This is a genomic window from Micromonospora sp. DH14, assembly GCF_029809455.1.
Lineage (GTDB): Bacteria > Actinomycetota > Actinomycetes > Mycobacteriales > Micromonosporaceae > Micromonospora > Micromonospora parva.
In genome coordinates this window covers 321754-342437 of the sequence record NZ_JARVKT010000004.1, presented here as the reverse complement: position 1 = coordinate 342437, position 20684 = coordinate 321754, and the positions used below count along the sequence as shown (strand labels likewise).

The window sequence follows — 20684 nt, the reverse complement described above, 5'->3', positions numbered from 1 at the left end:
GCCGCCCGCGGTGTCGACCACCTCGCCCAACTGGTCAAACGCCGACTACGCGCTTGTCAGCAACAGACCGATCTCCTCGCCGGTTTCTTCGCCAGCACCGGCATGACCCTCGAACCCGAACCACCGAAATAGCCCGAACCTTGGCCCTTCAACCTCTGTAGCCGTGCCGAAGGTTGTAGACGGAGCGGGAAAGTAGCGGAAGAAGCGCCGCCGCGAGAAACAGGATGCCACCGAACAGGGCGACGTGCTCATTGCCGAATATGGCGCCGGCAGGGGCAGCGCACATCATCCCAATGGGAACGGTGACGTACGAAAACAAGTCGTCGTAGGAAGTTACCCTGGACAGGACGTTGTTCGGAACGTGTTCTTGTAGCGAAGTTTCCCAGGCGGGACCGAACATGCCCGAGCCGATTCCAGCCATGAACGCCGCGATGAAGAGCCATAATGCGTTGGCACCGACCCCGAGCGCGATGAGGGGGAGGCACCCCAGAGCGAAGAACAGCTGGCCGGTGCCGAGTAAGCGGCTCACCGTCAATCGGTACATCACAAGTCCCATGACCAGCAGGCCTACCGCACGCGCGCTAAGGACCCCACCCCACGAAGCAGCCCCGATGGTGGTGATAGCGATAGCTGGGCCAAGAACAACCCAGATCCCGGTCTTGAGGAGATTGGTAACCGCCAGGGAGGCGACCACGGACCAGACCCAGGGGATGCTGCGGAACTCGCTCCACCCTTCGCGTACGTCCGACAGGACGCTGCGGGAATTGCGGGCGATCTCTTCGGTCAGGCGGATGCGGGAGATGAAGAACGCGGCCAGTAGGTAGCTGGCCGAGTCGAGCGCGATCGCCCAACCGCCGCCGACCGTGGCGACCGTGATTCCCGCTGCAGTAGGACCTAAGATCGTTATTGCATTCTTGGACGAGGCGACAAGGGAATTTGCTCGTCGCATCTGTGCCTTGGCGACCAGTTGGGGGATGATCCCCCGCATGGCGGGCTGAGTGAACGCGGTCAGGGAGCCGTTAAGAAATTCAAGAGCGATGATGAGTATAAGGCTGTACCGGCCCGAGAGCAGCAGGAAAGCGACGACGCCTTGAGTGGACGCAGCTCCGAGGTTCGACAGCTTAAGGACCGTGCTCCGTGGGAATCTGTCGGCCACAGCACCGCCGACAAGGAGGAATGCTACTAGCGGAATGCTCCGTGCAGCTAATACCCAGCCCAGGTCGTATACGCTGCTCGAATGCTCGAGCACGGAGAATGCCAAGGCTACCGGGGCCATCGCCGTGCCCAAGAGGGAGACGGACGTACCGGTGAAATACCATCTGAAGCCTGAGGTCCACAGTATGGTCTCGGCATCACCGGTATCCGCCTCCGCAGGCGCGTCCATTCCTTGCTGCTGCAACTCTTTTATCCTTCATGAGGAACAGGAAGTCCGAGGGCCCGGGGTGGTAGACCTCGGCGGGTCAGTGAACCTCTGTCGGGCCCGGCGTGATCGCCGAGCCCGACAGGCCTCAGGCTCAGTGGTCGTAGCTCATGATTACACCTCCTTTGTGAGGGGAGATTTATCCCCGGGCGCCCTGGGGCGTCTCCGGTGGCATGGGCGTCCGCAAGGGCGCGATAATGTTCAACGCGGCCTATGGCTATTTGATGACCGACGGGAGCTGCTGCCCGATTGCTCAGCATCGTGGCTGTAGTCGACAGGCTGATCGCCGGCTCACGCCGTACGCCATGGCGACGAAGAGGCGAGGACGCTCGGGCGCCCGTTTATTTCAAACAGGAGCTTGAAATGATTGGGCGAATCGTAGTCGTTGCCGACTGGCACGGCTCTGTCTACCGACACTTGGGCGTGGATGTAGACATCGATCTAGAGCGTAGCCGGCTTCGCCAGAGAGCGCAGGCGGCCTATGGCTGGCGCGTGCAGCTTAGGCGAGCTTCTAAAAAATGATCAACCATCACGCACTACCCCCGTGGTGTCATGTCGGCCTAAGATAATTCCTTGATCGCGTGACGACTGCAGATTTGCATCGTTCCGCGACTAGCGTCAAGAGGCGCTTTGATGAGAGTGCCTCGGGTGTGACCACGTCATACATAGCAGGGGCGGCCGACGACTGAAAGAGACCACCCCCTGTTAATGGGTGAATCCCTGGCGCCGCCAACCAGCCTGACGTATGTGGCACAGTAACCCCAGACGGTTGCCTGGGGCAACCCTCTGGCTAAGCGCGAGGACGTTTCCGCAGGTGAGAGACCATTAATCCAGGAGATGCAGGCAGTCTTACGGGTAAATCTCCTTCGTCTGGAGCCTACGTCGTTGACAACGATGTCCAGCCGGTCGTAGCGTCACGTCAGTACCGATCACGGAGTCGGGTCTGGGACAAGATGTCAATTGACCAGGCACGGACGCGTCGTTATGTCGTGCACATTGCGCACGGGGAACCCATCAAAAGGGGTGGCAATTTGACTACAGCCGTGGAATACGACCCTCTGTCTCCAGAAATGCTCGCCAACCCGTACCCTCAGTACGCTCGGTTCCGTAGAACAGCGCCAATCTTCTGGCACGAGGGCATGAAGTCATGGGTGCTCAGCCGGTATCAAGACTGCCGCGACGTGCTGCGCGACAACGACACGTTCGCGCGAGACCGTCGGCGGGTAGGGGCGGAACTGCCGGAGTTCCTGCAGAACATCCAGACGATCGATCCACCGGATCAAGGTCCACTGAAGAGCGTCCTAATGAACGCTCTGCGTTCTCAAGACCTTGACACCGCCGGCGCCCAGGCGCGGGAGCAGATCACGGGGATCTTCGCGGACCTCGCGCGGCGTGTGCGCTTCGATTGGATCAAGGAGGTCGCCGCTCCGGTCGCCCTCACGATCACCTCGCACTTGTTCGGAGTGCAGCGCCCCGACCTGCAGTGGTACGTCAAGTTGTCGGACTCCATCGCTCGCCGGATGGATATCGGGCTGCGCCCCGAACGAGCGGCGGTCGGAAACGATGCCCGCACTCAGCTCAATTCGTTGGTCGACCAGTGGTACGCCGCCGAACGACGGCCTGGCGTGTTCGCCAGCATCCGGGAAACCGCCGGCCAGCTCCAGGTTCCGCCGCACTACGTGCACAACACCGCAGGTGTGATGTTCAACGCGAGCTACGGAACCCTGTTTGCGACGGTCAGCAACATTGCCCTGACACTGATCGAGCGACCTGAAACGCTCGATGCCCTGCGCGGGGCAGACCGCAAACTCCTCGATTCCGCTACTGACGAGCTGATCCGCTTCGAAGGGCCGGCCCAGGGAACTAGTCGCGTCGCTACTGAGCGAACGGTCATCCATGGCACGACGATCGAGCGTGGGCAGATCGTGCTGACCCTGATGGCCTCTGCGAACCGCGACGAGACCGAGTTCACGCGTCCGGATGAGTTGGTGCTGGATCGATCGCCTAACCGGCATCTGTCGTTTGGCTGGGGCGTTCATGGCTGTCTCGGAGCAGCCTTCGGCAGGGTGGCGGTTCGCGAGCTGATTCTATGCTTGACCGAAGCCCCTCGGCTGCGGCTGGCTGGCACACCGGTGCGACGGACGACGGCAACGGTCGGAAGCCTCGATTCATTGCCGGTCTCCTTCACCGCCTGACGCCGTCATCGTCCGGCAGCCTCAGGGGACAACTAGGGCAGTTGCGACACGGAGCCGATCGGTAACCCTAGCCCGGGTAGCGGCTCGTTCCCCTACGTGCTGAACTCAAGCTTCTACTGCCGGACCCGCCGCCAAGACTCGGCCATGCCTGTCGGCTAGTCGCAACCTTGGTCAGAGGCCCTGTCTGCGGCTCGGGTCGTCCGCCCCCGCCTACTGTTGGTGATGGGCGGACGACTCAGCACGATCAATCGTGGGCGCGTCGGACGTCTGCGCGATTGCGCGGGCACGGCGGACGTAGCTGCCCGCGTGCCGGGTCGTATCCCGCGTTGTGCGCCGCGCGAGTTGAACCAACGGAAGCGTTCAGCGGTAAGAATGCGCACGCGACGATGCCGCCCGGACGCGATCCGTCGCCGGCTCCCCTTCGATGGCCGGTAGCCACAGGACCCCGAACGGTCGCAGCCCTGCCGGCGGCACGACACGAAGAAGTCCCGGGCCACCAGCGGAGATAGCTCGGAGGTTGCGTCGTTGACGGCGAATTGGGGTCGCAGTACCGCCGACGCGGAGGTGGGAGGTGACGTGCCCTCATGACCGCGTGCAGCTGACGTCGTTGATCTGGGCAGTAAACGGCAATTCTCCGCGACCCGCAGACGACGGCTACCAGTGTGCGGGGTGGCGTGGGACCGGTAGTGCGTGCTCAGCCGTTGAACGTCGCCGGGTGCGGCCCGACACGCAGGTCCCGCTCCAGCGAAGGCAACGGATGAGCGGAAACGGTGGCGGGCCGCTTGAGCGCGGGCGGGTTGGCGAAGTGATCAGGGTCGATTGCCGATAGTGTTCCCAACCGCGCTGTCCGCGCTTACTGAAAGGGTGCTGTCATGAGCTCTGGTCGTCGACGGCTGTTGCGAACTGTTGCCGCCGCGCTGTCCCTCCTCGCCGGGTCGGCTGTCCTCGCCGCCCCCGCCGCGGCGGCGAAGAAAGGTCCGGACCTCGCGGTCGACGCGTCCGGGACACGGATCGCGCTGGGGGTCGAAAGGAAGGTTGTCTATCTGAAGATCAGCAACCTGGGGGACGAAACCCCGAGCGACGTCGTCGTCAATGTCCGTCAGCTATCGCAGGGCCCTGACCCCCTGCCGGTCTCTCTGCTGTGGCATTCCGGGGGTGGTGTGGGGGAGTGCGACGGTGATTTCGGCGGTTTCTACTGCCGACTGTCGCCGGAGTTGATTCCGGGGCCGGGCGAAACCGTCGACGTTCCCATCGACGCGCTCGTCTACGGGACGGCGCCCTACGAGGGCAGGTTCGAAGCGTCGGTCAGCATCCGGCCGGATGAGGACGCGAATCCGGCTGACAACACCAGATCGTTCCCGCTGACGCTTGTCGACGAGCCCAAGGTGGACCTCTCGTTGGTAGCTCGAGACGTGCGGCAGTCCGTGCGGATCAGTGCCGACGGCATGCCGACGCCCACCGGGACGCTGCACCCGGGTGAGACGGGCGCGGTGTGGCACACCGTCGCCAACCAGGGCCGGAGAACGGTCAGCGGAGTGCGGGTCATGCTGCGTCTGCCCAAGGGTGTGACCTTCATCAGGCAGCCGGAACAGTGTGTGCTCGCCGACGCCGGGCGATCGGCCGTCTGCACCTACCAGCGCCTCACACTCGTTCCGGCCGCCGAGGACACCGATCCGAACGACACGATCTACTCGGCGGTCGAGCTGTACAACCTGGTGACGACTGCGTCATCCGCCAGCGCGCCGGCGACGTTGCGGGGCGGCACCGTGCGGGTGGAGGGCCTCGCCGAGCAGTCGACGACCAACGGCTCCACGCCTGCGCGAACCGACCTGCCCGCGAACGCGGTCGCCGTACGGGTGGCCGAGGTGGACCCCGGTGACAATCAGGACGGGTTCGCCGTGGTGCTGGCCGCGAAGGGCGGTGGTGGCGGTGACGGCGGGTTGCCGGTCACCGGAGCGCAGGCGGGGTTGTTCGGCGGAATCGGCATGACGGCGCTGGCGGCCGGAGGCGTGTTGATCCTCGCTGCCTGGCGTCGCCGGGTGGTCCTGGTGTCGCCCGAGGACGCCGGATCCACCCGTAGCCGAGCGCGCACCTGATCAAGCGGTCCTGGCGGCCGCGTCGCGCCTGATCGGCGGCAGATGTGCGCACTGTTCCGACTCTGTGGCCGTGCGTTACGGGTCAAGTGGTTCGATGACCTGCTTTCGGGTGTGTTGATAGATGACGGAGCTGCGGAACCCGACGATCTCGCGGCGTCCGCTGAACTTGTCCATGAGGAAGGAGTGCAGGCCGTCGACGCTGGGCACGGCGACGTGGACGAGGAAGTCGTCGCCGCCGGCCACGACGTACACCGACAGCACCTCGGGCAGCTCCATCGCATATTTCTTGAAGCCGTCGATGACGGTGCGACTCAGGGGTCGGACCTGCACGTGCAGCAATGCTTGGACGCCGCGGTTGAGGGCGGCCAGGCTGATCTCGGCGTGGTAGCCGGTGATCACGCCCCGCTCCCGTAGTGCGCGCACGCGTTCGAGGCAGGTGGACGGCGCGATGCCGACCGCGCGGGCCAGTTCGCGGTTGGTCTGCCGCGCATGTGTCTGCAGATGCTGGATGATCGCCGTATCAAGTTCGTCCACGACCGGAATCTTGCCATTCTCTCCGAACGTTGTTCGCCTTGAGCCGGTCAGTGCCAAGCACCTGCCTACTGTCGATCTCGTTCCGGCGAACACACGACAGGAGCCATCATGGTCGCGACGCACCTCGACACCGAGTCCATGCACGAACACGTCGTCCTCAGGCGGGGCGTACGGTCGGGCTTGCCGATCGTCGTCGCGGTGCACTCCACCGCGCTCGGTCAGGCCATCGGCGGTTGCAGGGTCGCGCAGTACCCGCACTGGCGCGACGGGCTCACCGACGCGCTGCGGCTCGCGGCCGCGATGTCGGACAAGTGCGCGCTGGCTGGGCTGCCCAACGGCGGCGGCAAGACCGTCGTCGCCCTGCCCCCGGGCAGGGCACTCGACGCGGCCGCCCGTCGAGCGGTGCTGCACGACGCGGGCGACGTGATCGCCGGCCTGGACGGCGCCTATGCCACCGGGCCGGACGTGGGAACCGGACCGGACGACATGGTCACGATCGCCGAGCGGACCCCGCATGCGTTCTGCCGACCGGTGCACGCCGGTGGCAGCGGCGACTCCTCCGGACACACCGCCGTCGGCGTCCTCGCCACGCTGCGTGCCCTGTGCGCCGAGCGATTCGGGTCAGCCGACCTGTCCGCGCGCAGCTTCGCCGTGCTCGGCCTCGGCCGCGTCGGCGGCCACGTGCTGCGCATGCTCGCCGACGCCGGCGCGACCCTGGTGGCCGCCGACACCGACGAGGGCAGACGCCCGCTCGCCGACACCGCCGGTGCCGCCTGGGTCAGCCCGCAGGACTGCCTGACCGCCGACGTGGACGTGCTCGTCCCCGCCGCTCTTGGCGGTCTGTTCACCCCGCACACAGTGCCGACATTGCGCTGCGCCGCGATCGCCGGACCGGCCAACAACCAACTCGACACCCCGGTCACCGCCGACCTGCTGCACCAGCACGGCATCCTCTGGGCACCGGACATTGTCGTCAGCGCCGGCGGCATCATCCACGCCACCGCCGTCGAACTACACCGGGAAACGTCCGCCCAGGCCACAGCCCGGGTCCACGGCATCGCCGACACCCTCACCGACATCCTGCGCACCGCCCGCGCCACCGGCTCGACCCCGGCCGCCGCCGCCCGCGCCCGCGCCCGGCACCACGTCGACGATGACGAGCGTCTCGAACCTCATGAGAGACCATGATGGCCACCGCAGCCCCTGCAACGAAAGGCTCCTGCCCTCGTCGCGGCAGGCGCCTCCGGCTGAGAGGGCTTGCACGTAACCGCGGGTCGATGTTCCTGGCCACAGCAGGCTCTTCGTACCGCTGACCGCCGCCGATCGCGACGCGGCCTGCCGCCCCCTGATCAGCGCAGAGCCGCGCGGTCTTCGGAAGTCGCGTCGACCATCTCGGCGGCCTCGCGTCGGATCCGCTCGCTCCCCCAGGCGCCGAGCGGCCCGAGCGCCTGGTTGAGCGTGCGCCCGTGCTCGGTCAAAGAGTATTCAACCCGCGGCGGCACCTCGGCGTGGACCTTCCGGTGCACCAGGCCGTCCTCCTCGAGCTCGCGCAAATGCTGAGTCAGCATCTTCTCGCTCACTCCGGGCAGCCCTCGACGCAGCTGCGCGAAACGGCGTACGCCGTGGGCCTCGAGTTCCCAGAGGATCAGGCCCTTCCACTTGCCGCTCACCACGTCGAGCGCCGCGTCGATGCCGCAGATGTAAGGCCCGCGTCGGGATGCCTTGGCCATCCCTGACCCCCTTACTGAAAGGTAAGTACCGCAGAAATTAGTGGGTACTTACGAGAATAGTGAAGCGTCGCCGAGCATGGAAAGGTGAACAACCAACAGCACAACAGCGCCGTCACCGTCATTGGGCTCGGCCCGATGGGGCAGGCGATCACCCGCACCCTCCTCGCCGCCGGCCACCCCGTCACGGTCTGGAACCGCACCCCCGGCCGGGCCGAGGGCGTCGTCGCCGACGGCGCGACGCTCGCGGCCGTACCCGCCGAGGCGGTCGAGGCGAGCAAACTCATTATCCTGAGCCTGACCGACTACCAAGCGATGTACGACATCCTCGGCCCCGCCATCGCGTCACTCGCCGGCCGGACGTTGGTCAACCTAAGCTCCGACACCCCCGACCGCAGCCGCGAAGCGGCATCCTGGGCGGCGACCCATGACGCCGCTTTCCTCACCGGCGGCATCATGGTCCCAGCGCCGATGGTCGGCACCGACGCGGCGTACGTCTACTACAGCGGCCCCGGCGGGGTGCTGGACGACAGCCGAGAGGCGCTGGCCCAGATCGGCACGCCCAACTATCTGGGCGAGGATCCAGGTCTCGCCCAGATGATGTATCAAGCCCAGCTCGCCGTATTCCTCGGCACTCTGTCCGCGTTGATGCACGCCACCGCGATGCTGGGCGCCACGGGAATGACGGCCACGGAGGCAATGCCGGAGCTGATCGCCTCGGCCGAGTCGATTGGCGCCATCCTCCGCGCCGGCGGGGAAACCCCCGGCGCCGCGCTGGACGTTGGAGAACACCCCGGCGATCTCAGCACGGTCACCATGATGGGCGCGACCGCCGACCACATCGTCGAGACCAGCACGACACTGGGCCTCGACCTCGCGCTTCCCCTGGCCGTGCGAGCCCACTATCGGCGTGCGATCGAGAATGGGCACGGTGGCGACAACTGGACCCGCATCATCGACAGCATCCGCGAACCACGGGACAAGCCGCGCCGTCCCATCAGCTGACTTTCGGGACGGGCCATGCCGTGGTTCGTCGTAGGCGCGGCGGGCGGCCCGGCCTGGGCAGTGAGACCAGGCCGGGCATCGCCGGGAGGCCGCGGAGAGCCCTCAGCTGCGCTGCGGGATGTCCGTCGTGTACGCCAGCTCGCGGCCTGCCTCCACATCGGAGGTCAGCGCATCGATCCGGGCCTTGGCCAGCGAGTAGGAGTCCGAGCCGAGCAGTTGGTGCAGAGGAGCCTTACCCGAGACCGCCACCTCGATGATGGCGGTTGCGGCTCGGACAGGGTCACCGAGCTGGGTGCCCGGCATCGCCAGGTGCGCCTCGGTCATCTCCCGGATCGACTCGTAGCCGGACACGGTGGTCGACGGCAGGCCAAGGGAGTGTGTACGCAGAAAATCGGTCTGCATGTAGCCGGGCTCCACGAGGTTGACCTGCACGCCGAAATCGCCGACTTCCGCGGCCAGTGACTCGGTCAGCCCTTCGAGGGCGTACTTCCCTGCGCAGTAGAGACCCCAGCCCGGGAAGGAGGTCAGACCGAGGATCGAGGAGACGTTGATGATGTGACCGCTGCGCTGGGCGCGCAGGGACGGCAGTACCGCGCGAAGAACGTTCCAGAGCCCAAAGATCTGCACGTCGAACATCTGCCGGACGTCGGCGTCGGTGACCTCCTCGATGGCAGCGAGGAAGCCGTAGCCGGCGTTGTTCACGATCACGTCGATCGCGCCGAAACGGTCGGTGGTGGAGCGGATCGCCGCCGCGACCGCCGGCTCGTCCGCGAGGTTCAGCTCAAGTGGCAGCAGCCGGGCCCGGCCCACGGATCCCAGGGCCGCGTCGAGACGCTCGGACGACCTGGTCGTCGCCGCGACGTTGTCACCGCGCTCGAGGAGCTGCTTGACCAACTCCAGGCCGAGGCCACGGGAGGTGCCCGTGACGAACCAGGTGGCGGGTCGGGTGGTGGGGTACGACATCGGTGTTCTCCTTGTGACTGGAGTGGCAGCGCTGCGCCCTGCCGGAACGCATCTCATGCTGCTGCCGTGCGGGCGAGCCGAATACCTCTGGCCAGGCCCAGCCGTACCTGGGAACGACATGCCCACTCAACCTCTGGGCGCGGCCCGCCGCGAGCGGCATCATTGGCGACATGGTGCGACGCACAGAACTGGCCGGCTTCCTGCGGAAATGCCGGGCTGACACGACGCCGCAGGCAGCGGGAATCCTCCCCCTGCCGGGGCGACGCGTCCGCGGCCTGCGCCGGGAGGAGGTGGCTCAGCTCGCCGGGGTGAGCGTCGACTACTACACCCGACTCGAACAGGGTCGCCACAGCAGTCCGTCGGAGGCGGTCATCGACGCGTTGGGCCGTGTCTTCCACCTCGACGCGGCCGCCCGGGCTCACCTTGTCGACCTGGCCCGCCCGGCCCGGCACCGCGCCGGGCAGGTGCCGGGCCAGCGGGTCCGGCCGGCGATGCACCAGATGATCGCCTCGATGGTCGACCACCCGGCCTTCATCGTCGGGCGCCGTACCGACATCCTCGCGTCGAACCTGCTGGCCCGTGCCCTCCTCACCGACTGGACCCAACTGCCACCCCGCGAGCGCAACTACACGCGCTGGGTCCTCCTCGACCCCGCCGCCCGCGAGGTCTACCCCGAATGGGCCACCGTGGCGGCTGACGTCGTGGGCACGCTGCGCCTCTACGCCGGCCGGAACCCCGACGACCCGCAGCTCAACGAACTCGTCGGCGAGCTGACCATCAAGAGCCCGCAGTTCCGTACGTGGTGGCACAACCACCGGGTGCACGAGCGGACCCACGGCACCAAGCACATGGTCCACCCCGCCGTGGGACCGATGACCATCCGATACGAGGCGCTGGCACTACCCGGCGACGACGACCAGACGCTCTTCATCTACACCACGGATCCCGGCAGCAGCTCACACGACAACCTGCGCCTGCTCGCGCTCTGGGCGACACAGCAGCGGTACGCCCCAACGACCGGCGCATCCAAGGCCGCTCCCGCTCAGATCGAGGACAGCCCAACCAGGTCTGCGGGCTCAGCCTGATTCCGACGGGCGTCGATTGCCCTTCGACAATCAGCGGTCTCCACCGTGGAGCACCGGCACCAACCTCTTGCGATCCGCTCGAAGGTTCGACCAGGCCGAGTCGGGCAGCCGCAGCACGTTGCGGAGCAGGTCGACCGGATAGTAGTCACCTTCTGCCAAGGGCTCGCGGAGCAGGTCCTGTACCGCGAGAGGCAGCAGAGCCGGCACACCGATCTCTTGCCCGAGCATGATGCGCAGGTCTTCGACCGTGAACTCAGCCAACGGCTTGCGTCGCAGTTCGGTGCAACGTCTCACGAGGAACGTGTCGTCCGCGTGGGGCTCCGGCCACACGTCCCGTTCAAGCTGCTCGATGGTCGTCACGGCGGTCAGGGTAGTCCGCAAAGCCTGGGATGCCGACGAGGATGGCGGGCCATCCACGGGCTACAAGGTGGTGTCGCGGGAGACCAAACGAGGCCATCGCCGGCCAGGTCGACAAGGCGAAACGCCATGCCCTGTACCGATCTTGTGCAATTCCCAAGCTGACAGTCGGCCCGTGCCCGCTGCGTGCCCAGCCAGTAATGGGAGCTGCATACCCATGCGAACAACCCGTGTGGATCAATGCTGTCCGTACGTTTCTGTTCTGCCGAGCTCACCGAGGGTAGGGTCAACGGCCTCCAACCAGTATGGGTTGCCGATCACGTCAGCCGGGGGTCAAGGATGTCTGTGCCGCTGCAAGTCGACGTCTCGTCTGCTGATGGGGACCCTGAGACGCTGCAGTCGCTTTTCGCGTGGCTGCAGAAAGAGGAAGAACTGCGGGGACGGGTCACTGTCCGTCGACCCGCTGTCGTCGACGGGGAGATGGGTGCGTTGGCAGACACCCTGACGATGGCACTTGGTGGCGGCGGCGCCGTCGCCGCGCTGATCGCTACGATGTCGACATGGTTGACCGTGCGCCGCGCCCGGATCGTCGTGGAGGTCAACACGACGGGGAGCAACCGCCGGGTCGAGATCGATGCGAAGGACGCGGAGGACGCCGGGCGTTTGCTGCGGGCCGCTCTTGATCCGCCGCCGGATGCGCGATGAGTGCTCGGCTGCCTGACCGGGGGAATTCGCGGGCGTTGATCGTCGGTGTCTCGCGGTTTGCCGACAGCGCCATCCCAGATCTCCCGGCCGTGGCCAATAACGTCGCGGCGCTCCGCAACGCGCTCACGGCGCCAGCCGGTGTGTTGATGCCCGAGAACTGTCGGGCTTTGGTGAATCCGGCCCTGCCGCACGAGGTCGGGGCCGCCGTGGCCGAGTTGGCCGACGCGCCGGCGGACACCGTAATCCTCTACTACGCCGGGCATGGCCTCCTTAACCAGCAAGGGACGCTACACCTGGCGGTCAGTGACACTAGGCGCAACTTCGAGACCTACACGGCCGTTCCTATGGAGTGGCTGCGATCCGCGCTGGCCGTCAGCCCTGCCCGGAACCGTATCCTCATTCTCGATTGCTGCTTCTCCGGCCGGGCCGCTGAGGCGATGTCGACCGAATCCTCTGCGGTCGCGGCCGCCATCGAGGTCTACGGCACATACACGATGACCTCGTCGCCGGCGAACTCCACCTCCATCGCAATGCCCGGAGCTCAGTTCACGGCGTTCACGCAGGAACTCATTGCGGTCCGGCGCGACGGGATTCCTGGAGCGGGGGGCCTGCTTACGCTGCGAGACATCTACCTCGAGATGGTCCGACGGCTGACAACGCGTGGTATGCCTCGCCCGCAGCGCCTCGGCACCGGTCTCGCGGAACTCATCGCGCTGGGACATAATCTCGCTGGCCCGGCGCCCCCCGTCGTTCCGCCCTCGCTTAAACCACCCTCGCTTAAACCACCCTCGCCTGGGCCACCTGGGCGTGCACCGGCCCCACCCGAGCCGTCCGAGGTTCGCGCGTCCTCAGTACCGAAGAGGCCTTCGGCACCCGATATTGAAAACCTCGCCCGCACGCAGACCGGTCGGCAGATCGCGTCATTGAAGGCAAACAAGACGCTCGACCACCAGCAGTTCGGGCGGTTGTTAGCCAGCGTGACAGTGCTCCGTCCCTTCGACGAGGTGGTCGAGATCGCGTTCGCTCTGATCGACGCAGGCGAGCGCGACAACGCCCGCTGGCTGCTTGGCGCGGTGTCGCAGTCGTCCCTCCGGTGGGAAGAGGTCGCGCACCGGCTCATTGAACTCAGGGAACGGGGGCCGCGTGAGTATTGGGTCATCTGGGTGGAGAGCATCCGCCACTGCGTCGGTCGCAAGGACATAGCCAGGCGGTTCAAGGCTGCGGGCGCGGATGTCGAGAGTCGACTGGTCAAGACTAATGGCGCGGTTACCTAGGGCATGTCCTGCCGGATCTTCGAGAAGTTGGTCAGCGTCGGCGGACGACCACCGGCCTTCGACAAGCAGCTTTACCGCAGACGCAACGTCGTGGAACGCTGTTTCAACCGGCTCAAACAGTGGCGTGACCTGGCCACCCGCTACGCCAAACGCGCGTCGCTCTACCAGGCCAGCCGAGGCGCTGCTTGAGGCGCAGGTGCACGACCTTGCGGACCACGGGTTGCGGTGTGCATCTCGGGCTGTGGTGTGGGCGTGACGAGCGGTCCTGCATACCGTCAGCGCCGTGCTCGCGGTAGCGATCTACCCAGCGTTCGCGGTCCGCCAGGACGTCATAACGCCGTGCCGCCTGGGCGACCGGTCAGCCGTCGTCTACGACGAAACGCGCCAGACGCAGACGTGCGCATGGAGTCAGAGCAACATTAGGTGGAGCTGAAGGCCTCCTGGTTGCCGGAGCGGTTCCTGGACAGATCCACTCCACAACCGGAGGCCTTCACCTACCTACGACATCAGACCGTGTCGTCACACAACCTCGACCAACGTCCCTGGACAGCACACCTAGGCGTTGCCGGACCGTGCCCCCGGCAGCGTCCGCTCGGCGGTCAGCGTCATGGCGCCGCCCTTGTAGGACACCCGGAACATGTGGCCGCCCACGTTCAGGACCCGCCGTTCCGGCATGGAGTGGAAGTTGCCTTTGATCGAGGCCCCGCTCATGATCGTGATTACCGTGCCCGGGGTGATGGGCGCGCGGACGTCCAGGGTGAGTTCGCCGTCGAGCACCAGGGCACCCGTGGCCCGCACGCTCGTGTAGTCGCGGTCGCCGGAAATGGTGATGGCGAGGCGACCCGCTCGGCTGATGGTCACGTCGCCGCCGACCTTCAGGACATTGCCCTGTGGAACGTCGGTGAGACTGACGGACAATGCGGACGCCGCTTCCGCGGCCGACAGGCCGGGCTGCAACACGCCGCTGTTGACGCGGATGCTGCCTCCCACGAAACCGCTGCCGCCGAGCGTGCCGCCCTTGACGGCGACCGAGCTTGCGTGCGACCCGGCGATCGAAAGCTTGCCGCCTTCCACCGTCGTGCCGCCCTCGTAGGTGGCGTGGCCCGACATGATCAGCATCCCGGAGCCCTGCTTGGTCAAAGACGCCGTGTAGAGGTTGTTGTCGATGTTGTTCTGAATGAAGGCCGCGCGCGCGTCCATCCATTCCTTACGCCACTCGGCGGCGTCCTCATAGCTGATCTTGTCGTACAGTTCCGGGTGGCCGTTGGTGATGGCTTGGACGTAAGGATCAGCCAGAATGCCCTGAAGCATGAAGGCGTTTTCGCTGAGCTTTCCGTCCGGGCTCAGTACGTTGGGGCTGAATTCACCGGCGAAGGCGATGCCCTGTTTCTTGTAGGCCGCCAGCCACTCCCGATCCTCCCGCTCCCTTTCCTTGATCGCGACCTGGCTGATGTCGTTCGACCAGACGTCCAGGGGCCCCTTGTCCATGTTGTAGGTCATGGGGCCCAGGAACTGGCCGGGGCCATACATGCCCTTGTCCAGATCGGGGATGCCCCAGCCCCAGCGCGCGTCCGGAACCCCGTCGGGAGCGGTCCAGGCGATGGATGCCCCGGAGGGGGAGGTCTGACCCGTGCCGAGGAACCTCACACCGTCGGACATCTTGTTGTTCGCCGTGGTGAACATCAGATCACGGACCTGCTTGGCGTCCATGTTCGGATAGCGGGAGAGCAGAACCCCCATCACCGCTGTCGCGACGGGCGTCGCCGGAGACGTTCCGCTCGAGTTCGAATAGTTGGTGTCGCCACCGCTGTTGGTGGTTCGAACACTGTTCGACGGAGTGGACACGGTCCACCATTTGGCGAGCCCCGCCTCGTTGTACCCGAATTGCTTCGTGTATTCGGGGTTGGCCGCAGTGGGAGGCTGCACCCCGCCGACGCATACCCACTGCGCCTCCGCGGCGGGATTGAAGAAGGGGTACGCCGGGCGGAAGTACGGGTTGCTCCAGTCGTTGTTGCCGGCCGACCTCACGTTGACGGTACCGCTGTCCTTGATAGCGTCCCAGATGGCATCCATGAAGGAGCGTCCGGGGTGGTTCGGGTTGTATTGAATACCGTCTTCCGAATAGCTCTTCTTGAAGAGGAAATACTGGTATTCCAGGTCCTTCAGATGCTCGTTGGGGATGATGATCGCCATCGCCGTGGCGCTGGCGCTGTCCTTGCCGCGCAGTTGGTAAGCGTTGGCGAGGTTGCCATTGACCCCAAGGTCGTTACCCAGGCCGTCGAAACGGCTCCTGTCGAGAGTCTGGACATAAGAGCCCCAACTGCTGTTGATGACCTGGGCGCCTACGTCAACCAGGGCCTTATTGGCCGTACGCCAGTAAACGTAATCGTGGAAGGGGCCGTGGGACTGGGTATCGGAACCGCCGGTCATGGCGACATACATCGTCGAGCCAAAGGCGATGCCGTGCTGCTCTTTGCCATCGCGAATGCCAGAGGTGACGCCAAGCATGCCGGTTCCGTGACTGTAGTCACTCGTTCGCGCCTGGTCGCCGGCCACAGTGAACCGCTGGCCCGCAGTGAACGGGTTCGACGGGGTTGCTGAGTTCCGGTACCCGAAGCCGGACGTTCCGTAGAACCCCTCGGCTCTCACCGGAACGATCAGCCCGGTCTGGAATCCTTCGTGGGTAGGCCGGTAGCCCGAATCCATCATGCCCAGAGCGACGCCCTGCCCGCGGTACCCAAGGGCGTAGGCGGTGGACGCGTTTACCGCGACGAGCTGCCAGGGGGAGTCGATCGCTGTGCCAGGGTTGGCAGGATTGTGGCCGCTGTAGTAGCCATACTCCGGCGTTTCCCAACTGGCTTTAGCGGCACCCAGTTCCCCCGGCGTCCTGGCGACAAGGCCGGGGTCTCCCGGATACGCCGGTCCGCCGGCTGTACTGCCGGGGGTTGATGTCAGGCCGGTCTTGGGCGATGCTGAGGCGAACCCGGCCGGAAACAAGGCGATGCCTGCGCCGGCAATAAAGGAGCCTCCCACTCGACGCAGCAAATCCCGCCGGCTCAAGAAATTCATACTCATCTCCGATTCCTTCCGAAGGGTCGATTCCAGTGGGCGGGGGCGCAGTCCTGCCGCCTTTATCGGGCGGCGAATGTTGTTGGCTTTGTTCGGGATCCAGGCTGCCGCGCGAGCCCACGCATGGACGTCGGAACGGCGAATTGGAACTCTCCCGCAAGTCGGCCTCCCCTATATGGACACCAAATTAGACTGCGGCAGATGCCCCTCGTCAAGGGGTCAACATCGGCCCGCCGGGAACAGTTAAGCGACGATCTATATCGATATGAATAACTGCCATGCATCGGGTCACGGATTGACTACGTGGAGGTGGTGTGCGACTTGCCCGCGATGGAGTAAATGCGCAGATGGGAGGCAGCCGCCGCGCCGCGCGACCCTTCGAGACGGCGAAGTCGAGCGGAGGAGTGTGCTGCGCGACGCTGAGTCCGCCGATGCTGGAGCCGAACCGGTCTGCGGCCGCGGGTTACGGGCAGCGACGCAGCACCGAAGAAGTGCCCCGATGAGCTGCGTGAACGCCCGGTGGGCTTGTATCGGGAGTCGGAGCCGAAGCCCGTGATCCGCCAGCTGGCCCGCCAGCTTGGGGCCCATCACGAAGCGTTGCCGCAACTGGATCCGCCAGGACGAGGCCGACCGCGGTCAGCGTGACGACCGGCCGACGACCTCGGAGGTGGAGGAGCTACGCCGGCTGCGGCGGGAGAGCGCCGAGTTGAAGCCTCTGTCTGATGTGGGCTTGGCGGCTCGCTGGAGGCCCTGCTGGTGGGGTTACGTCGAGGTCGTCGGCGAGGCCAGGGTGAACAGTCCGGCTTCGGCGGGTCGGGTCGAGTTCCGAGGCGAAAAAGCCGACGCGGCCTTCAAAATCTCATTCGCCCTCCCGAACCAGCCCCTCAGGTCGTGGTGGCCGGGGCCGTCTCGTGGACCAGCGTGACAGCGCTGTGGTTGGCGGCAGGAATGATCAGCGCCGATGCGACGAGCGCGGCGACGGCGATGCCCAGCCATCCCCAGAAGCCGAAGGCGATGACCAGGCCGGAGAGCGCCGCCGGGCCGATGATGTTCTGCGTGATCACGTGCAGGTCGAACGCCCCCAGGTACTCGCCCTGAGCGTGCTCGGGGGCGAGGCCGAATGCGAGCCCCCAACCGGAGGCGGCCTGCATCACCTCGGCCACGGAGAGGATCAGCACGGCGGCGACGATCGCCACGGACGCCAGGACCACGTTGTCGTCGAGCGCGGTCACCGCCAGGATCGCGCAGCCGCCGGCCAGCCAGTAGCCGGAGCGCCGGGCGAGCCGACCGGCGCCGTGCACGGTGTCCGCGCCCCGGCTGGCCCGTACCTGGAACAGGATGACGAACGCGGTGTTGACGATCAGCAGCAGAGGAATCAGGAAGTGCGGCAGGTCGGTGCGGTTGAGCGCCCAGAGCGGCATCGTCACCAGGATGATGCTGACGTGCGAGGCGAGGATCGTCGAGACGCCGATCACCGCGAGGAAGCGTGGGTCGCGGACTGCGGCGAAACGCTTGAAGCCCACCGGTGCGGGACGCGGCGGCACGTCGGGCAGGCGGGTGACGAGCAGCGCGGCGCCGGCCATCAACGCGGCGGTGGTGAGGGGGATCAGCACGAGCAGCCGTTGGCTGAGGGCGGCGACGGCCGCCACGCCGATACCGATGCTGAATCCGATGTTGAACACCGACCGCATCATGGCCTTGAGCTTCACCCGCTCCTCGGCGGGCACGAGGTTGCCGATGAGGGCCCCGTTGGTCGGGCCGGTGCCGTACTCGAGGAAGCCGACGGTGACGACCAGCGCGAAGAAGGCGGTCGCGCTGTCGACGAGGCTGTAGAGCCCGAATCCAACCGCCAGCGCGGCGAACAGGATGACGAGCAGGCGGCGGGCGCCCACCCGGTCGGCGATCACACCGAACAGGACCGACGAGAGGAAGGCGGACAGGCCGGCGGCCGACAGGCCCAGGCCCACCTGCCGGGCGTCGAGTCCGACACGCAGCGTGAAGTAGACGATGCTGCCGCTGAGGAAGACTCCCTTGCCGATGGACTCGGCCAGTCGGATCGCGATCAGCTTCCTGCGGAGCGGGTCGGTCGGTACCAGGCCGGCGACAACGTCCGTCACTCGTGACAAGGGCATGGGTCAATCCTGGCGACGGCGGTCGCCGGCGGACAGGGCGACAGGAGTAGCGCGTGCGGGACGACGTCCCGGATCGGCCGGGAAATTCTCCCGTGGACTCCCGGGGTCGGCGGCACGTCGACCGTCCGTGAAAGGTCCGCTGTGGACGGCTTCGTCAGGGCCAAGACGGAAAGTCTGGTTCGTTTTTTCGATGCGTCAAAAGCCTGACCGAGCCCGTTCCCGGGATCACTTCTTGTGTTGTTCTGTTGGCCGTGAGTAGATGTTCATCACGACGCGGGGTCGGCGCTACCGCGGCGTTTCCCCGCGCGACTAAGACACCGCGGGCCGTTCGGACGGGGTGAGGTGGATAGATGGTCAGCGTTGGCTCGGTCTCGGAACTGACTCGGAACATGAGGCGGTGTCCGGAGGAAGTCGCGGCGGAGACACAACCCGACGCGGTGACGGTGGTCCTGGCCGACGCTCAGCCGGTGGTGCGCAAGGGCCTGCACGCCCTGCTGTCGCCGTCGGCTGAGGTCGCCGTGACAGGTGAGGCGGCGTCCGCGCGGGAGGCGTTGGCGCTGGCCACCGCCACACGTCCCGACGTGCTCGTTCTCGACGTCGAGCTGCCGGGGTTCCAGGCGGGGGTGACGATCCAGGAGATCATCCGGGTGTCGCCCTCGACAGCGGTGCTGGTCTTCACCGCGGTCGAGGACGAACACGCGATCCTCGCGGCCATGTGGGCGGGCGCCCGGGGCTACGTGCTCAAGAGTTGCCCGGGCGACGGCATCGTCCGGACGATCCGGGGCCTCGCGACGGGTGAGGTCATCCTCGGCCCCCGGGTGGCCGACAAGCTCATCGGGCAACTGAGCCGGGAGCCCCGCAATCAGCAGCTCTTCCCGGAGCTGACAGCCCGCGAGCGGGAGGTGCTGGAATTGATTGCCTCGGGTATGCGCAACGTGGCGATCGCCGCGAAGCTGAATCTGTCCCCGAAAACGGTCAGCAATCATATTTCCATCATCTTCAGCAAATTGAACGTTTCTGACCGGTACGAGGCGATCGAGGTCGCCCGCCGGGCGCGGTTGGGGCGCCCCGGGCCGCCCGGCTCCCATTCACCAGTGGTGCCTGGTGGCAGCGTTCTGCTGACCGGCAGGCGTGGTGTCGTGGCGCCGGGCGCGGCCGCCTACGCCGGCGCGCGGTCGGTGCGGGGGTGAGCGGGATGAGCCTGGACCTGGACGCGATCGCCAACCGACTGGAGCCACGGTTCGGCCGGGCCGCGCACCGCTGGGTGGGCACGCTGCGCCAGCGGCTCGACGACCTCGTCGAGCAGTGGGAGTTGACTCTCGGTGACCGGCTCAAGTCCGGCAACTCCTCGGTGGTGTTCCGGTGCGTGGGCCCGCTCGGCGACGCGGTGCTCAAGCTGTCCCCGGACAGCTACGCCGTGCGGGAGGAGGTGGACATGCTGCGCCAGTTCGCCTCCAGCGGACGGGTGCCGGCGGTGCGGGAGTCGGCCAAGGGCGCCGTCCTGCTCGAAGCGATCCACCCCGGCACCCTCGTGGAGAAGATGCCGCAGCCGCCCTCACCGCGGGAGTACGCCGCCTTCCTCACCGATCTGCACGGCGCGGGCGACCCGGCTGCCGCTCCCCGTCAACTGGCGGACTGGATCGACGTGCTGTTCAACTCGGCGACGCGCCGGGGCGCCGACCTGAGCGGGTCCAAGCGGCTGCGCGACGACCTCTTCGCGGTGCCCACCGACACCGTGCTGCTGCACGGGGACCTGCACCTCGGCAACGTGCTCGACGGCGGGGGCAGGGGCCTGGTGGCGATCGACCCGATGGCGTGCGCCGGTGACCCCTGCTTCGACGCCGTGGACTACGTGCTGGAGGGTCTGGACCGCGCGGAGATGGTGCGCCGCCGCGACGAGCTGGCGAGCGCCGCCGGCATCGACGTGGGCCGGCTCGACGCCTGGTGCCGGGTGACGGCCCCGATCGGCGCCACGTACGTCAGCAATCCCTTGCACTCCGCCGAGCTGGCGGCCTTCGGGCGCGGCGAGTACTGACCGGCCGACCACCGCCCCGGTCCGACGGCAACCCGCGTCGGGCCGGGGCCGCGCCATGCCCGGGGACCGGGTCGACGTGTCGCCGAC

At 66.5% G+C, this 20684-nt stretch carries 16 protein-coding genes and 1 pseudogene; 10 read left to right on the top strand and 7 right to left on the bottom strand.

Annotated elements, in window-relative coordinates:
- Nucleotides 1–148 precede the first annotated feature (148 nt).
- Nucleotides 149–1399, bottom strand: coding sequence for an MFS transporter (locus tag QCZ28_RS08855; protein WP_279516127.1), 1251 nt, complete (start codon nucleotides 1397–1399; stop codon nucleotides 149–151).
- Between the two features lie 1202 nt (nucleotides 1400–2601).
- On the opposite strand from QCZ28_RS08855, the gene QCZ28_RS08850 reads away from it, so the two are divergent.
- A complete protein-coding gene (locus tag QCZ28_RS08850; protein ID WP_279516126.1) occupies nucleotides 2602–3615 on the top strand; it encodes a cytochrome P450 in 1014 nt (337 codons plus the stop codon).
- 872 nt (nucleotides 3616–4487) lie between these two features.
- Nucleotides 4488–5711, top strand: coding sequence for a hypothetical protein (locus QCZ28_RS08845; RefSeq protein ID WP_279516125.1), 1224 nt, complete (start codon nucleotides 4488–4490; stop codon nucleotides 5709–5711).
- A gap of 75 nt (nucleotides 5712–5786) precedes the next feature.
- On the opposite strand, the gene QCZ28_RS08840 is transcribed toward QCZ28_RS08845, so the two are convergent.
- Nucleotides 5787–6302, bottom strand: a complete 516-nt coding sequence (locus tag QCZ28_RS08840) for an Lrp/AsnC family transcriptional regulator (protein ID WP_279516124.1) — start codon at nucleotides 6300–6302, stop codon at nucleotides 5787–5789.
- 51 nt (nucleotides 6303–6353) lie between these two features.
- On the opposite strand from QCZ28_RS08840, the gene QCZ28_RS08835 reads away from it, so the two are divergent.
- Nucleotides 6354–7433, top strand: coding sequence for a Glu/Leu/Phe/Val dehydrogenase dimerization domain-containing protein (locus QCZ28_RS08835; RefSeq protein WP_279516123.1), 1080 nt, complete (start codon nucleotides 6354–6356; stop codon nucleotides 7431–7433).
- Between the two features lie 161 nt (nucleotides 7434–7594).
- Here the strand turns inward: QCZ28_RS08835 and QCZ28_RS08830 are convergent, their stop codons facing one another.
- On the bottom strand, nucleotides 7595–7975 hold the full coding sequence (locus QCZ28_RS08830) for a helix-turn-helix domain-containing protein (protein WP_279516122.1): 381 nt from the start codon (nucleotides 7973–7975) through the stop codon (nucleotides 7595–7597).
- Nucleotides 7976–8059: 84 nt separating this feature from the next.
- Between QCZ28_RS08830 and QCZ28_RS08825 the strand changes: the two genes are divergently transcribed.
- Entirely contained in the window at nucleotides 8060–8977 is a 918-nt protein-coding gene (locus QCZ28_RS08825; RefSeq protein WP_279516121.1) for an NAD(P)-binding domain-containing protein, read from the top strand.
- Nucleotides 8978–9079: 102 nt separating this feature from the next.
- Here the strand turns inward: QCZ28_RS08825 and QCZ28_RS08820 are convergent, their stop codons facing one another.
- Nucleotides 9080–9940 (bottom strand): SDR family NAD(P)-dependent oxidoreductase, encoded by an 861-nt coding sequence (locus QCZ28_RS08820; RefSeq protein ID WP_279516120.1) that lies wholly within the window; start codon nucleotides 9938–9940, stop codon nucleotides 9080–9082.
- Nucleotides 9941–10110: 170 nt separating this feature from the next.
- Here QCZ28_RS08820 and QCZ28_RS08815 point away from each other — a divergent pair, with 170 nt between their 5' ends.
- A complete protein-coding gene (locus QCZ28_RS08815) occupies nucleotides 10111–11025 on the top strand; it encodes a helix-turn-helix transcriptional regulator (protein WP_279516119.1) in 915 nt (304 codons plus the stop codon).
- Nucleotides 11026–11055: 30 nt separating this feature from the next.
- Here QCZ28_RS08815 and QCZ28_RS08810 read toward each other — a convergent pair whose 3' ends face one another.
- The gene (locus QCZ28_RS08810; protein ID WP_279516118.1) at nucleotides 11056–11385 is read right to left on the bottom strand and encodes a contact-dependent growth inhibition system immunity protein; all 330 of its coding nucleotides are present in this window, start codon (nucleotides 11383–11385) and stop codon (nucleotides 11056–11058) included.
- Nucleotides 11386–11727: 342 nt separating this feature from the next.
- On the opposite strand from QCZ28_RS08810, the gene QCZ28_RS08805 reads away from it, so the two are divergent.
- The 3 genes and pseudogenes from QCZ28_RS08805 to QCZ28_RS08795 form a co-directional block, all read left to right on the top strand.
- Complete coding sequence (locus QCZ28_RS08805) at nucleotides 11728–12087, top strand: hypothetical protein (RefSeq protein ID WP_279516117.1); 360 nt, start codon at nucleotides 11728–11730, stop codon at nucleotides 12085–12087.
- Nucleotides 12084–13361 carry a caspase family protein gene (locus tag QCZ28_RS08800; RefSeq protein ID WP_279516116.1) on the top strand — a complete coding sequence of 426 codons (1278 nt, stop codon included), beginning with the start codon at nucleotides 12084–12086 and terminating at the stop codon, nucleotides 13359–13361. The genes QCZ28_RS08805 and QCZ28_RS08800 overlap by 4 nt, the downstream gene beginning before the upstream one ends.
- Nucleotides 13362–13400: 39 nt before the next feature.
- Nucleotides 13401–13550, top strand: a pseudogene (locus tag QCZ28_RS08795) (transposase); the annotation flags it as partial.
- Between the two features lie 366 nt (nucleotides 13551–13916).
- Here the strand turns inward: QCZ28_RS08795 and QCZ28_RS08790 are convergent.
- Nucleotides 13917–16436: a S8 family serine peptidase gene (locus tag QCZ28_RS08790; protein WP_279516115.1), complete on the bottom strand. Its 2520-nt coding sequence runs from the start codon at nucleotides 16434–16436 to the stop codon at nucleotides 13917–13919.
- Between the two features lie 878 nt (nucleotides 16437–17314).
- On the bottom strand, nucleotides 17315–18562 hold the full coding sequence (locus QCZ28_RS08785) for an MFS transporter (RefSeq protein ID WP_279516114.1): 1248 nt from the start codon (nucleotides 18560–18562) through the stop codon (nucleotides 17315–17317).
- 389 nt (nucleotides 18563–18951) lie between these two features.
- On the opposite strand from QCZ28_RS08785, the gene QCZ28_RS08780 reads away from it, so the two are divergent.
- Both QCZ28_RS08780 and QCZ28_RS08775 read left to right on the top strand, forming a co-directional pair.
- Nucleotides 18952–19752 (top strand): response regulator transcription factor, encoded by an 801-nt coding sequence (locus QCZ28_RS08780; protein ID WP_279516113.1) that lies wholly within the window; start codon nucleotides 18952–18954, stop codon nucleotides 19750–19752.
- Nucleotides 19753–19757: 5 nt separating this feature from the next.
- Nucleotides 19758–20597: an aminoglycoside phosphotransferase family protein gene (locus QCZ28_RS08775; protein ID WP_279516112.1), complete on the top strand. Its 840-nt coding sequence runs from the start codon at nucleotides 19758–19760 to the stop codon at nucleotides 20595–20597.
- Nucleotides 20598–20684 lie beyond the last annotated feature (87 nt).